Origin of the sequence: Ensifer adhaerens, from assembly GCF_028993555.1 — a bacterium.
In the GTDB taxonomy this organism is placed as follows: Bacteria; Pseudomonadota; Alphaproteobacteria; order Rhizobiales; family Rhizobiaceae; genus Ensifer; species Ensifer adhaerens_I.
Genome location: NZ_CP118610.1, coordinates 2,133,948 through 2,147,641, shown reverse-complemented (window position 1 = coordinate 2,147,641; position 13,694 = coordinate 2,133,948). Strand labels below are relative to the sequence as shown.

The 13,694-nt window shown below is 63.9% G+C and carries 12 protein-coding genes; 3 read left to right on the top strand and 9 right to left on the bottom strand.

Going from position 1 to position 13,694, the window contains the following annotated elements; genetic code table 11:
* Positions 1–126: 126 nt before the first annotated feature.
* Both PWG15_RS10500 and PWG15_RS10495 read right to left on the bottom strand, forming a co-directional pair.
* Positions 127–528, bottom strand: a complete 402-nt coding sequence (locus PWG15_RS10500; protein WP_275019705.1) for a GFA family protein — start codon at positions 526–528, stop codon at positions 127–129.
* A 200-nt stretch (positions 529–728) separates the two neighbouring features.
* Entirely contained in the window at positions 729–1,247 is a 519-nt protein-coding gene (locus tag PWG15_RS10495) for a GNAT family N-acetyltransferase (protein ID WP_275019704.1), read from the bottom strand.
* Positions 1,248–1,799: 552 nt separating this feature from the next.
* Here PWG15_RS10495 and PWG15_RS10490 point away from each other — a divergent pair.
* A complete protein-coding gene (locus PWG15_RS10490; protein WP_275019703.1) occupies positions 1,800–2,996 on the top strand; it encodes a TCR/Tet family MFS transporter in 1,197 nt (398 codons plus the stop codon).
* A gap of 77 nt (positions 2,997–3,073) precedes the next feature.
* On the opposite strand, the gene PWG15_RS10485 is transcribed toward PWG15_RS10490, so the two are convergent.
* The 5 genes from PWG15_RS10485 to PWG15_RS10465 all read right to left on the bottom strand — a co-directional run bounded on the left by PWG15_RS10485 (position 3,074) and on the right by PWG15_RS10465 (position 8,648).
* Entirely contained in the window at positions 3,074–3,520 is a 447-nt protein-coding gene (locus PWG15_RS10485) for a GNAT family N-acetyltransferase (protein ID WP_275019702.1), read from the bottom strand.
* A gap of 486 nt (positions 3,521–4,006) precedes the next feature.
* Positions 4,007–4,696 carry an RES family NAD+ phosphorylase gene (locus tag PWG15_RS10480; protein WP_275019701.1) on the bottom strand — a complete coding sequence of 230 codons (690 nt, stop codon included), beginning with the start codon at positions 4,694–4,696 and terminating at the stop codon, positions 4,007–4,009.
* Positions 4,693–5,097 (bottom strand): antitoxin Xre-like helix-turn-helix domain-containing protein, encoded by a 405-nt coding sequence (locus tag PWG15_RS10475; protein ID WP_275019700.1) that lies wholly within the window; start codon positions 5,095–5,097, stop codon positions 4,693–4,695. Before PWG15_RS10475 ends, PWG15_RS10480 begins: the two co-directional genes overlap by 4 nt.
* Before the next feature lie 302 nt (positions 5,098–5,399).
* A complete protein-coding gene (locus tag PWG15_RS10470; protein WP_275019699.1) occupies positions 5,400–7,157 on the bottom strand; it encodes an adenylate/guanylate cyclase domain-containing protein in 1,758 nt (585 codons plus the stop codon).
* A gap of 441 nt (positions 7,158–7,598) precedes the next feature.
* Complete coding sequence (locus PWG15_RS10465) at positions 7,599–8,648, bottom strand: aldo/keto reductase (RefSeq protein ID WP_275024398.1); 1,050 nt, start codon at positions 8,646–8,648, stop codon at positions 7,599–7,601.
* 245 nt (positions 8,649–8,893) lie between these two features.
* Between PWG15_RS10465 and PWG15_RS10460 the strand changes: the two genes are divergently transcribed.
* Positions 8,894–9,871 carry a SphA family protein gene (locus tag PWG15_RS10460; RefSeq protein WP_275019698.1) on the top strand — a complete coding sequence of 326 codons (978 nt, stop codon included), beginning with the start codon at positions 8,894–8,896 and terminating at the stop codon, positions 9,869–9,871.
* 97 nt (positions 9,872–9,968) lie between these two features.
* On the opposite strand, the gene PWG15_RS10455 is transcribed toward PWG15_RS10460, so the two are convergent.
* Entirely contained in the window at positions 9,969–10,505 is a 537-nt protein-coding gene (locus PWG15_RS10455) for a dihydrofolate reductase family protein (protein ID WP_275019697.1), read from the bottom strand.
* Between the two features lie 236 nt (positions 10,506–10,741).
* Positions 10,742–11,422: a glutathione S-transferase family protein gene (locus PWG15_RS10450; protein WP_275019696.1), complete on the bottom strand. Its 681-nt coding sequence runs from the start codon at positions 11,420–11,422 to the stop codon at positions 10,742–10,744.
* Between the two features lie 281 nt (positions 11,423–11,703).
* Here PWG15_RS10450 and PWG15_RS10445 point away from each other — a divergent pair, with 281 nt between their 5' ends.
* Positions 11,704–13,662 carry an elongation factor G gene (locus tag PWG15_RS10445; protein ID WP_275019695.1) on the top strand — a complete coding sequence of 653 codons (1,959 nt, stop codon included), beginning with the start codon at positions 11,704–11,706 and terminating at the stop codon, positions 13,660–13,662.
* The last annotated feature ends 32 nt before the right edge of the window (positions 13,663–13,694 follow it).

Below are 13,694 nucleotides of genomic sequence, written 5' to 3'. Positions count from 1 at the left end.
GCTTGCTTGCCCCAACCCAGGGAAGAGGCGCGGGATGGCCCGGAGCAGTTCCAGAACCCTCGGGTGCGGCCTTGACCTCGCGTGGATGCCTCCGCTGGCGACGCAAGGCAAGGCCCCACACCCTCCTTACGCCCACAGATCGCGCACGCAGCGGCCGTCCGATGGCAGATCCTCGAAGGTGGTCAAGCCGTCGAAATGGTCGATCGGCAGGTCGGCGACGTGTTCCAGTTCCGCGAGCCTGAGATTGACGGCCATGCGCCGGCGGCCGTGCTCGTCGGGCTGCAAGCTCCGCCAGGCGACGACGCCGGCGCAGGTCGGGCAGAACAGGATTTCGAGTGTCGGGTTCTTCTCGTCGGCGCGGGTGTAGGAGGTGAGCGCGCCGCTGACGGTGATCCGTTCGCCTTCGTAGTCATAGGCCCAGAGTGTACCGTAGCGGTGACAGAGCGAGCAGTTGCAGGCCGTAATCGACCCGGGGTCGCCTTCCAGTGTCCATTTCGCTTTGCCGCAATGGCAAGAGCCCTTGAGCATGGTGCATCGATTCCGCTGTTGATGTGTGGGGATATTGCGCCGATCGGGCGGTGCCGGCAATGGCGGCCGAAACCCAAGCGGAGCGTGTCGCCGCTCTCGTTCGACCGTGGGCTCACCCCATATCCCCGGTTCATCCGGTCTTCGCCAGGGCGCATGCGGACCGGACGGCGCATTGTGGCGGGGCGAACTGGCGGACGGGACTATCCCGCCAGAGGAGCTTCCATGAAGATGAGATGGTTGCCCAGTTCGGGAGGTGCGTTGTAGTAGGGCGCGATCTCCTGGAATCCAAGAGAACGGTACAGGCTCAGCGCCTCGTCGTGGTTGCGGCCAGTATCCAGCCGCATGGCGGTATAGCCCCGCTCGGCGGCCACCCGCACGAGAGTTTCGGCGAGGCGGCGGCCCAGCCCCAGGCCTCGGCCCTCGGGGCTGATGAACATGCGCTTCATCTCGCATGTGTGTTCGCCGATCCGCTGCATCATCACACAGCCGACCACCTTTCCGTTCAGACGGGCAACAAGAATCTCCCCATCTGGAGCCGAGTGGATTTTCGGCAGGCTGTCGAGGAGCGCGGCCCATTGTTCCGGCGTGTAGTAGTGGTCGACGAACCACGCGTTTTCGCCGTAGCGCGATCGGCACCAGTCGAGGAAGCCGTTGCACAAGGATCGAATGGCAGGAAAGTCGTCAGCTTCGGCCGGGCCGATCTCGGAGTTCTGTTCCATCGCTGCGCTCCACCCACGAATTCCGCATCGGCAAGCGGGTGCTCCGTCCCGAGTTGCGTGGCCACCGAAAGGGGACCACGGTCGGGCCAGGCTCAAGGAGTTTTCCGCTCTGACGACTGTCGTGGTTTCTGCCCCAACTGTAATCGAAAAAGGTCCTGTTGACCATTTGCCGGTTGTGAGCGCGGCTACGCTGCTTCGACGTGTGCTCAGTACGTGGCATCGTTTCCAGCACGCCAAGATAGCGGGGATGACACGCCGGATCGTTTGGCTTCTGCTCGCTCGTGCTGCAAGAATCCGGGGCTTGTCGCGTCCCGCCATCCGGAGTTAAGTGCCCGCCATCGCGAAAAGCGACCGCTTCCCTTGATCCGCTCAGTGGCGGAGTAAACAGGTGGACGAATTCCCGTCCAGGCGGTCAAGCACACGCCATCCCTGCCGTTTGAGCACGGATCGGCCAGCGTTTCCCAAAACTCATCGCCTGCATCGTCAGGTCACCCAATCGCAAGGCATCGGCGCCTGTTGGCGTGCGCGTGCTTGCGTCGATCGGAACGCATCATGAAGAAGCCCCTAATCGTCATTTTTACCGCCATTGTGCTCGATGCCGTGGGCATCGGCCTCATCTTTCCCATCCTGCCTTCGCTGCTCAAGGACGTGACCCAAGCCCAAAGCGTGGCGCCCTATATCGGCACGATGACCGCTCTCTACGCGGTCATGCAGTTCATCTTCGCGCCGGTGCTGGGTGCGCTCAGCGACCGGCTGGGCCGCCGGCCGGTGCTGTTGATCTCGCTTGCCGGTGCTGCCATCAACTACCTGTTCCTCGCCTTTGCGCCCAATCTCTGGATGCTCCTTGCCGGCCGCGCGATCGCCGGGCTGACCAGCGCCAACATGTCGGTCGCAACCGCCTATATCACCGACATCACGCCCGAGGATAAGCGTGCCCAGCGCTTCGGCCTGTTCAACGCCATGTTCGGCATCGGCTTCATCATCGGCCCCGTTCTCGGCGGCGTTCTCGGCGATCACTGGTTGCGGCTGCCCTTCATTGCCGCGGCGGTGCTGAACGGCTGCAATCTGGCGCTGGCATATTTCGTGCTGCCGGAATCGCGCATACCGAGCCGCGAGAGGATCGATCTTGCCGCGCTCAATCCGCTTCGGCCGCTGCGCTGGGTGTTCTCGGTGAAGAGCGTGCTGCCGATCGTCTTTCTGTTCCTGATCTTCAGCGCCACAGGCGAAGCCTACGGCACCTGCTGGGCGCTCTGGGGCAGCGAGACGTTCCAGTGGAACGGGTTCTGGATCGGCCTTTCGCTTGGCGCTTTCGGTGTCTGCCAGACGCTTGCCCAGGCGTTCCTTCCGGGACCGGCCGTAAAGCTCTTCGGCGAGCGTGGCGCCATTCTGGTGGGTGTTGCCGGCGTGTGCCTTGCCTTGACCGTCATGGCGTTTGCGACCGAGGGCTGGATGATCTTTGCGGTCATGCCGGTCTTTGCGCTCGGCGGCATCGGCGTGCCGGCGCTGCAATCGCTCGCGACCCGGCAGGTGGACGAGAGCCAGCAGGGCCAGTTCCAGGGCGTGCTGGCCTCAGCCGTGAGCCTGGCGTCGATCATCAGTCCGCTGGCCTTTTCTAGCCTCTATTTCGTCGTCCACGAGCAATGGCCGGGCGCCATCTGGCTTTCGGTCGTCGTCGTTTATGCACTGGGCGGGCTATTGGTTCTCGGCCTGCGCCTGACGAAACCGGTGGCGGCTGCGGCCGCGTCGTAGCGCGGCGCGGCATCAGCCGAATGTGGATGGGACCGCAACGCTCCCATCCGCTCCCGAACGCGACGATGTCCCGAGCGTTATTTCGACGTGCGGTCCAGCCGCATCACCTTCTCCCCGCCGAGCATCATGCCGGTCTTGCGGAAGCCGAAGCGGTGATAAAGGGCGTGGGCGCGCGTGTTTTCCGGGTAGACGCCGAGATAGATGTCGCCGCATTCGGGGATCGTGGCCATATGCTCGAGCAGGGCGGTAAGCGCCTTGGCGCCATAGCCCTTGCCCTGGTGGCGGGCGTCGATCATCAGGCGGTAGATCCAATGGTTGCCGTCATCCGGGTCGAGCGCATACATGGCAAAGCCGACGGGCGCGCCTTCGGCCATCACGGCAAAGCCGACGCATTCGGGGCGCTCGGCGAGTTCTTCCAGCGACTCCTTGTTGCTGGCGATGAAGTCCATCTGGTTTTCATGCACGTCGAGCTTTCGGATGACATCGGCATCGACGGCATCGACTGGCAAAAGTGTAATCGTCATTCGTTCCTCATGGTCGACGCTTTGCTCGGCGGTTTGCCGTCGGGCGCCCCTTATCCGCGCGGTGAGGGATTTGCCCTCATCCGCGCGGTGAGGAGCTTTCTCCGCACCCGCCTGCCGCACCTTCTGCCCGCGGGCGGGGAGAAGGGACGGTGCAGCGCTCGCTATAGTCACATCCCAAGCCTGGAGAACGCGTCGGTCGCGTCGCAGCCTACGCGAAACGGGCGGTCGTCAAGTGGAACGTGGTGCGGCCGTTTTCCTCTCCTCGCAGCGCAGGAGAGAGTGAGGCTTCGCTTCCAAGTGCCGGCGCATGTCCAGCCGGGCAAAGGCGTCAATAACAATTTGATTTATAAGTGGTTTCCATTCAAGCCGAATCCGGCCTCGGCAGTTTGGCGCGGGAATCCGGAAAGGCGAGCCCTTGTCGAGCGGGCGCATTGCGGCAACATTGCGGGCCGTTCTTGGCGCTGCTTTTCGATCTGTCTCGCCGGGTCAATCTTCTTCCAGAATGCGCGGCTCGGGCGCACCCGACCATTGAAAGGTGATGGTGCGGCCCTGGCGGATGTTCTGGATGACGGCAGGGCGGAAGACGGCGAGGCATTCGCCCTCGGGGTCGCGGGCGGAAGGGTAGATCAGGCCGTTGCCGTCTTGCGCCAGAATAGTGGCAGCGAGCGCCTGGCCGGCGGGGTAGGCAACCGCCGTATCGGCATCGAGATAGGCGGCGCCCTTTTCGCCGCGCACATCGTGAAAGCGGCAGGTGAAGCCGGCGATCAGCTCGCGGTAGCGGCCGATGTCGTGAAAGCTTCCGGCTTCGCTGAGCGCCCGGGTGCGGTGGTAGACGATTTCCGCCTGGCAGGTCTGAAGCGCGCGCGGGCCGAAGGCGCAATACCAGGCGCCGCGCTCCTCGCCGTTGAAGCGGTTGCCCGGCGGACGGGCATGGCAGAAGGCGGCGTTGATCAGCGACCAGCCGTAGCCGAAGGTCTCGTTCAAAAGCTCGGCGGGATCGACGCCGACGGGCAGGGCGAGGGGGCTGAGCCGCGCGGACGTCATCGCCTCCAGCCGGTTGAGGATCTCGATCTCGTCGTCATCGTCTGCGAGCGGCTTGACGGCGGGCTCGGCGATATAGGCGGTCGAGATCAGCCGGACGGTCGCCGGCTCGTTGAAGTCGATCTCGGATATCATAGGCCGCCGCGCAGGCCATCGAGATAACGCCGCACCTTCAGCATCATGGGAATGCCGCCCTCGATCATCAAGTCCACCGGCGAGTGGCCGGCAAACAGTGCACCGGTGTTGACCGCCTTTGGCCATTGATAGGTGAGCGGACCGTTGAAGAACAGCCTGAGACCCTTGAAGATGCCGACGATCAGGCTCGCGCGCATGCGCTTGTCCTGGTCGAGCTTGCCCTTGAAGTCACCCGCCTTCATGCGGTTCCAGGTGGCGATCGGCACGTCGAAGAGCTGGGCCGCCTCCTTGTTGGTGAGGTTCCAGAGGTCGCAGGCCCTGACCACGGCCTTGACGATAACCGCCTCTTCCTGCCGGGCGGCTTGCCGATCAGGGGCGAATGCCGGTTGAGCGCTGGCCATCCTTGTCTCCTATGCCAAGATTTCGTGTATCATATGATATAAAATGGCAATGCTGGGCGAGAAGTCAAGGGGCGATGGCGACGTTTGCTGTGCGGGATGCTGCCGGAGAGACATCGCCGCCGAGGCTCGGCTTTGCATCGGATACTGTCCTGCGTGCGTGCTGCCGGTGGGCCGGATGAGGGCAATCCCTCACCGGGCGGATGCGGGGCAATCCCTCACCGGGCGGATGCGGGGCAACCGTGGACGAAGCGCGGCCTTCGGCAGCAAACGCCACCATAGGTTCTTGCAGCCCATCCAACCCGTCAGTTCAGGCCGGCACGGGCAAGTCCCTCGATCAGACGCGCCCGATCCTCGGCGCGGACGAAAGAAGATGTTGCTGCGACGGCGTCCCGTGAGATGTCAGGGACCAGCGATTTGAGCCGTCCGAGCAGGTCCGTGGCAGCCTCCTGGTTGTCCAGAAGTCCGGCACAGGCCGTGCCGATGACCAGCGGAACCGCGTGGCCGGACCGCAGGCGATGCGCCTCCCGCGCGTAGCTCAATCCAAGTTCGTAATCCGCGCCCTGGAAATAGGCCATGGCATAGTAAAACTGAAAGTCGCCGAGAAAAGCCTCGCGCGGGCTCAGTCTGAGGGCGTAGTCGATGCAGGGGATGGCGTCCGCCGCGCGGCCCCCGTTGGCATGCGCAAGTCCCAACTGGCCGTGTGCAAACGCGGAGTTGGGGTTGATCGCGACAGCCTGGCTGATCGCTGCCATCGCCAGGACATTGTCACGCGCCGCAAAGGCTATCATCGCCTGCGCAAGGTACGCCCACGGTTCGTTGTCGTCCGCGGCAATGGCTTGCTGGACGAAATCCCTGGCAAGGGCCAGGGCGTATCCCATGTCCTCCCAGCCCTGGAACGCGCGCCACATGGTAATCCAGCCTTTCATGGCGAGCGCCTGGGCATAACCGGGAGCCAGTCCGATTGCCCGATCGAGCAGGGGGAGCATCTTCCCGCTGCTCTCCTCAGACAGTTGCGAACACAGGAACACCGCCCGCACGACACATTCCCACGCATCAAGGCCATGATGCGGCTTGGGGCTTTCGCGGGCATGCTCGGCCGCCAGGAGTTCCGGCCCGATGCGGCCGACGACGCTTGCGGTGATTTCGTCCTGAATGACGAAGATGTCGCCAAGGTCGCCATCGTACCTCTCGGCCCAGAGATGGACTTCGGAGGCCGCATCGATGAGCTGCGCAGTCACTCTCACCCGCTTGCCGGACTTGCGGACACTGCCTTCGAGAATATAGCGGATCCCGAGTTCGCGCCCGATGGCGCGCACATCCACGGGCTTTCCCTTGTAGGTGAACATCGTGTTGCGGGCGATCACGAAGAACCCCTTGAGCTTGGATAGGGCGGTGGTGATGTCCTCGGTGAGCCCATCGCTGAAAAAGTCCTGCTCCGGGTCGGCGCTCATGGCGTTGAACGGCAGCACGGCAATGGATGGTCGGTCCGGAAGGGAGGGCCTCGGCGATGCCGTTCCCGCGGTCGCCTTTTCCAGAAGGGGGCGGTACAGTCGCACCGGCCGCTCCATGTTCTTGAGCGCCCGTTCGCCGAGATACTCGTAATCGCAGTCAAGCTTGCCCGGGAGGTGATCGTACGCCGTGCCGGAAATGCAAATGCCACCTGGATCCGCCAAGGTCTGGAGGCGGGCGGCGATGTTGACGCCATCGCCGTAGAGATCCCCATCGACCTCATGGATCACATCCCCGAGATTGACGCCGATCCGGAAGATGATGCGTCGCTCCGCCGGAATATCGGCCTGGTTCTGGGCAACCCCCTTCTGGATGGCGACCGCGCACGCGACGGCATCGACGACCGAGCCGAACTCCACGAGCTCACCGTCGCCCATCAACTTGACAATACGGCCCTGATGGTCGGCCAGCAGCGGATCGATCACCTCCCGGCGCAGAACCTTGAGGGCCGACAACGTCCCAGCCTCGTCATGTTCGACGAGTCGGGAATAGCAAACGACGTCAGCGGCCAGGATCGCGGCCAGCCGCCGCTCTGCTCTTGCAGTTGCCATGGCTGTCTCCCCCTCAGGAGATCCGCCGGATGAAGCCAGGCAATTGACGCGACATGCACCATCCGGCTGCCCGACACCGCGACCGTGCGGGTTCATGATACCATTGAGACGGTCTTATAGCGACGCTTCGCGAGCGTACCGCCTTCAGCAGGAACGGGATCCGCGAAGCCATCCCTGCAAAGGTCGGTTGCGGTCCAATGGGCGAACGGCGTCATTCGAAGGAAGGTGGTTTTCGGGACTTCGACCCCACTGCGCGCTGGGTCGCTCCTCGATCCGAGGCGTCGATCTCACCCAGTTTCGCTTTCAATTCGTCTACGACTTCGACCATAGGCAACACTCCCAAGGCACCCTCAGGAGATCACATCGGCCTTCATCGGCATCTTGTCGCCCTTGCTCCATAATGCCGAAGAAGCGTTGGCGAGCCGGATGGGGCACCGTCCTCTACACATGCGGCCCCAGCAGCGACAGATCCGCTTCGCCGAGCCGGTCCTTGGCGGTCCAGAGCTGGTGCCAGTAGGGATAGATCACCGGCGGCAGGCTGACGGCGTCGAGCAGTTCCTTTTCCTCGTCGGAAAGCTTCAGGCTGGCGGCGGCGAGGTTGTCCGAGAACTGCGCTTCCGTACGGCCGCCGATGATGACGGAGGTGACGCCCTTGCGGCCGATCAGCCAGGCGAGCGCAACCTGAGCCGGGGAGACGCCGCGCTCGCCGGATATGGCGACCAGCATGTCGACGATCTTCCACAGCCGTTCCTCGTCGCGGATCGGCGGCTCGTTCCAGCCGGCGAGCTGGCGGGTACCCTCGGGCGTCTCGCCCCGTCGGTGCTTGCCGGAGAGCAGGCCACCGGCAAGCGGGCTCCAGACGAGCACGCCAAGCCCCTGGTCGATCGAGATCGGCATCAGCTCATACTCGGCCTCGCGGGCTTCCAGTGTGTAGTGGATCTGCTGGCTGACGAAGCGCTGCCGGCCCTCGAGCGCGCTGATACCGAGCGCCTTCATGACGTGCCAGCCGGAATAGTTGGAGCAGCCGATATAGCGGACCTTACCGCTTCGAACGAGGCTGTCGAGCGCCTCCATCGTCTCTTCGAGCGGTGTCTGGCCGTCCCATTCATGCACCTGGTAGAGATCGATGACGTCGGTCTTCAGTCGTTTCAGGCTCGCCTCGCAGGCGGCAATCAGGTGGTGGCGCGAAAGGCCGCCGTCGTTCGGTCCCGGCCCCATGGAGAAGCGTGCCTTGGTGGCGACCAGCACGCCGTTCTTGCGCTTGCCGCCGAGCACCTCGCCGATGATCTCCTCGCAGGCGCCGGTCGAATAGATATCGGCGGTGTCGATCAGGTTGACGCCGGCATCGAGGCAGAGATCGACATAGCGGCTCGCCTCCTTGAGGCCGACATTGCCGACCTCGGCGAACTTGCCGCGCCCGCCGATCGTCATGGTGCCCATGGTAATCGTGGAGATTTTCAGGCCGGAACGGCCGAGCAGCCGGTATTCCATGGTCTCGGGTCCTTTGCTCATACGCGCGGAGCGCTCGCGCGTGGATCAAGCGTGGCGGCGCGGGTCTGTCCGCAACGAGGCGCCCGGAGAACTAAATTAGCGGCAAGCGTGGGTCGCGCAAGGTTCGGCGGCTAGGCTACCCGATGAATCGGGCAGTTTGTGTTTGCGCGCCTGCGGTTTGTCAGGGCTGGCTTGCGCACGGCAGGATGGTATCGTTCGGGCCGAGAGAGAGGGGAATCACTTTCATGAGCTACGCGAAAAGGCTGCTTTGCGCGTCGGCACTTGCCGCCGGCCTGTCGACCGTGATCGTGCCTTCGACGGCGAACGCGGCTGAAAACGGTGCCGGCTTCTATCTGCTCGGTGCCCGCGGCCCCTTGGCCGGCCTGCTGGCGCCGCCCGGAACCTATTTTCAGAACGACAACTACTTCTACGTGGGTGAACTCAAGGGCAACAAGCAGCTTCCTCTCGGCGGCCAAATCGTCGGCGAAGTCGACGCGAGGCTCGTCGGCGTCTTCGGCACCGGTCTCTGGGTCATGCCCGAGGAGGTGCTTGGCGGCAATCTCGGCTTTACCGCGATTGTGCCCTTCGGCGGGCCCAGTGTCGATGCGACGCTTTCGGCCCCGCGTGCCGGCCGTTCGGCCTCGGCCAGCGATGAGGTCTTCACCATCGGCGACCCTGTACTTGGTGCCACGCTCGGCTGGCATGAGGGTGATTTCCACTGGACGGCGAACGCCACCGTCAACGTGCCGATCGGCGACTACCGAAAGGGCGAGCTTGCCAACATTTCCTTCAACCGCTGGGCAGGCGACTTCACCCTTGCCGGCACCTGGTTCAATCCGGAAACCGGTTTCGACCTGTCGGGTGCCGCGGGCTTCACCTTCAACGGGGAGAACCCGGCGACCGATTATCGCACGGGTACGGAATTCCACGCGGAATGGGCGGTTACCAGGCACTTCGGCCAGGAATTTTCTGCCGGTCTTGCGGGCTATTTCTACCAGCAGGTGACGGGAGACAGCGGTCCGGGCGCAGCGCTCGGCGACTTCAAGGGCCGCATTGCCGCGATAGGCGGCACCGTCGGTTACAATTTCAAGGCGGCCGAAACGCCGGTTTCGCTGACCTTGAAGGTCTTCCAGGAATTCGGCGCCAAGAACCGGCCGGAGGGTACGGCGGGCTTCGTCACCATCGCCTTCCCGATCGGCACGCCGCCGGCGCAAGTGAAATAGGGCAGCCAGGCTACGCCATCGCGCAGGGACGGCCGCGCCACAGTCTTGCCGAAGTGGCCAGCCGTGTGCCCCTCGTCTGCACGGTGCGGCGTGCTGCCTATGGCGAGGCGGGAACGTAGGTCAGCCGGATCACGTTTTCGCCGATACGATCGCTCGCCACCAGGCGCAACGGCGGCAGCGGGCCGGCGAAGTACGGCTTGCCGCCACCGAGCACGACCGGATGGAAGTACAGGCGATACTCGTCGACAAGGCCGAGCTTGCCCAGGCTTGCCGCCAGTTCGGGTCCGGCAACTTCAATCTCCCCATCGAACCGAGCTTTCAGGCCGCGTACCGTCGCCTCGATGTCTTCGGCGACAAGTGTGGCGTTCGGACCGACCGATGTCAGCGAGCGCGACACGACCCATTTGGGCTGGCCGCGCCACGCCTCGGCGTACTCCCGTTCCGCTTCGTCCCACTCTGGATGTTCGTCGTCCCAGTAGCGCATCACCTCGTACATGTGGCGACCGTAGAGACTGCCGGCCACGCTGCGCACGTCATCGATGAAATGACGGAAAAGCACGGGATCGGGCGCCATGGCCATGTGGTCGACGTAGCCGTCCAGCGACTGGTTCAATGCAAAGACGAGTTTCGCCATCGTGATCTTCTCCTTGCCGCCCTTCAGTGCCGCGCGTCTTGTGAGACGCGCAAAGTTCGCTGTAGCACTTTGATTTTCTGCATGTCTGTGTCCTTAAATCGAGGTCGATTCAAAGAGACATGCAGTAGGTCTGAGCCGAAAAGTGATGGCGGCCTTCCGGTGTGCCGGGATGCCTGCCATTCCGATTCATGAAAGCATCTGTTCTTTTTGTTATCGTTGAGGAAATCCGTCGCGGACTACATATCGAAGAACCGCGCCGGCATCAGGTTCCTGTAGGGGAACATGTGAAAATAGGGGCGCGCTTCGGCGAGCACGCGGCGCACCGAAGGACGCTTGAGCAGGCGCTCGAAATAGGCGGCAAGATGCGGGTGCTTCTCATCGAAGGGCTCGACGATGCCGCCATAGAAGAGCGCAGGCGTGGCGGCACAATCGGCAAGGCTGAAGGCGTCGCCGGCCGCGTATGTGTTTTCTGCGAAATGCTTGTCGGCCATGCCATAGGCAACGGTAAGGGCGGCGCGGGCGTCGGTCACGCCGCGATGGTCGTTTTCGCCGGACGCACGCAGCGTGTCGGTGACGATCTTTTGCATCGGTACGTGGATGTAGAGATCGAAAAAGCGATCCCACAGCCGGGCCTTCAGCGCCGTGTCCTGATCGTCGGGGATCAGCCGCTGGCGGCCGGGATAATGGCGGTCGAGATACTCGATGATGATCGAGGTCTCGGGGATGACGACGTCGCGCGCGCTGTCGGTCAGAACCGGCATCTTGCCGACCGGCCAGAGGGCTGCGAAGCGAGCCGCTTCCTCCGGGTCCAGAAGATCGACCAGGCTGCTCTTGAAGGGGGTCTCGCTCTCGTAGAGCGCGATCAGCACCTTATGGCAGAAGGAGGCGAGCGGATGCTGGTAAAGTGTGAGGGACATGCGGATGATCTCCGGCTCGGACGGGTGCGTGGACTGATGCAATGGAACTAGCGCTACACTTTCGGTTGTCTACGGCAGTACTGATATAATTTCTCAACCGGTATAAACTTGCAAGCAGATTGTGGTGCCGGACGAGGCTGCATGGTCAGCGCAGCCGGCACACGAACCGTATCGAATTTGCGCACAGCCATTGAAAGCGCAAAAGCTGCCCTAGAATTAATAGAGTAACGGCGTCGCAACGCTCGGCGCCCTCGGGCAAACGCGACAGGGGAGGATCGCCGATGCGCTGCTTCACGGTACTTGGGCCCTCACAGACCGGGAAAACCACGCTGGTAGACAAGCTGGCCGGTCTGGAGGGGGCCTCCAGAAAGGCTGCTTCACCCTATGGACTGAACCTCACGGAATTCGAGTTTGGCGGCGAGCCCTGGTGTGCGCTGGATGCACCCGGCGGAACCGAGGCGCTTGGCCACGCGCAGCATGCGCTGATCGCCAGCGACGCCTGTGTGCTCTGCGTCTCGCCGGCGCCGGAGGAGGCGGTGCTGGCCGCCCCCTATCTCAAGGTGATCGAGGCCTCGGGCACGCCCTGCATTCTCTTCATCAACCGCATGGACGAGCCACGGGCGCGGTTGCGCGACGTGATCGCCGCCCTTCAGGACTATTCCGGCCACATGCTGCTCCTGCGCCAGGTGCCGATCCGCGAGGGCGACCAGATCGTCGGTAGCTGCGACCTGATCTCCGAGCGCGCCTGGCGCTACCGCGAAGGGCAGACCTCGGCCCTGATCGAGATCCCCGATACGGTGATGGAGCGCGAGAAGGAGGCGCGCGCCGAGCTTCTCGAACATTTCTCCGAGTTCGACGACTGGCTGCTCGAAGAGCTGATCGAAGACCGGGCGCCGGCCAGCGACACGATCTACGCGATCTCCACACGGCTCCTGAAGGAAAACCGGATCATTCCGGTGCTGGTGGGTTCGGCGAGCCATGCCAATGGCATCATGCGGCTGATGAAGGCACTGCGCCACGAGGCGCCGGCTGTGGATGCGCTGCGCAATCGGCTGGCTGCGGCCGGCACGATTACCGAAACGGCGCTTTCCGCCGTCAGCTTCCATGCCTACCACCGCGCCAATGTCGGCAAGACCGTGCTGGTCAGGGCGCTGACATCGGGCATCAAGCAGGGCAGCACGCTCGGCGGCGGCAGCCTCGGCTCGCTGCAGGATCCGGCGACCGGCAAACCGCTGCCAAACGCCACGCCGGAAGCCGGCGCGATCATCGCGGCGGTCAAATCCGAGCACCTGCCGGTGCCGGCGTTGCTTGCCGCCAATACCACCGCCGAGGCGCCGGACTGGACGGTGCCGCCGACGCCGATGCTGGAGCGTATCCTGGTGCCCGACAGCGAGCGCGACGAAACCAAGCTTTCCGGCACGCTCGCCAAACTTGCCGAGACGGACCGCGGGCTCGTGGTCATGCAGGAGGAGGGAACCGGCGCCCAGCTCGTCTGCGTGCAGGGGCCGATGCACCTGCGCGATCTCTGCAAGACGCTTGCCGACGTCTTCCATGTCGGCGTCACCGACAAGTCGCCGAGCCCGACCTACCGCGAGACGGTGCTGAAACCCTCCGATGTCCACTACCGCCACCGCAAGCAGACGGGCGGCGCCGGGCAATTTGCCGACGTCAAGCTCAGCGTGCACCCGAACGAGCGCGGCGCCGGCTTCTCCTTCGCCGAGACGGTGAAGGGCGGGGCGGTGCCGCGCAACTTCATTCCGGCGATCGAGGCGGGCGCCCGCGAGGCGATGGAGAAGGGCCCACTCGGCTTTCAGGTGATCGATGTCGGCGTGACGCTGACGGACGGCCAGCACCATTCGGTCGACAGCAACGACTTCGCCTTCCGCGCGGCCGCCAAGATGGGCGTGCGCCAGGCACTGTCACAGGCCTCTGCCGTCCTCATGCAGCCGGTCATCCGCATCGAGATCCACATCCCCTCGATCTATTCCGGCAGCCTGGTGCCGATCGTCTCCACCTACAAGGGTCAGGTGCTCGGCTTCGACCGGGACGAGACCGCCAAGGGCTGGGACATCTTCCGCGCCCTGGTGCCGGGATCGGCGCTCGACGATCTCGCCCGCGCCTTGCGGGCGGCGACGCAGGGGATCGGCTACTTCTCCAAGAGCTTCGACCATTTCGAGGAACTCTACGGCAAGGAAGCGGACGCGGTGGTCCACGCGCATGGGGCGCAGCAGGCGGGGTAGTCAAGACCGGCACGCCAAACTGACGGTGACGA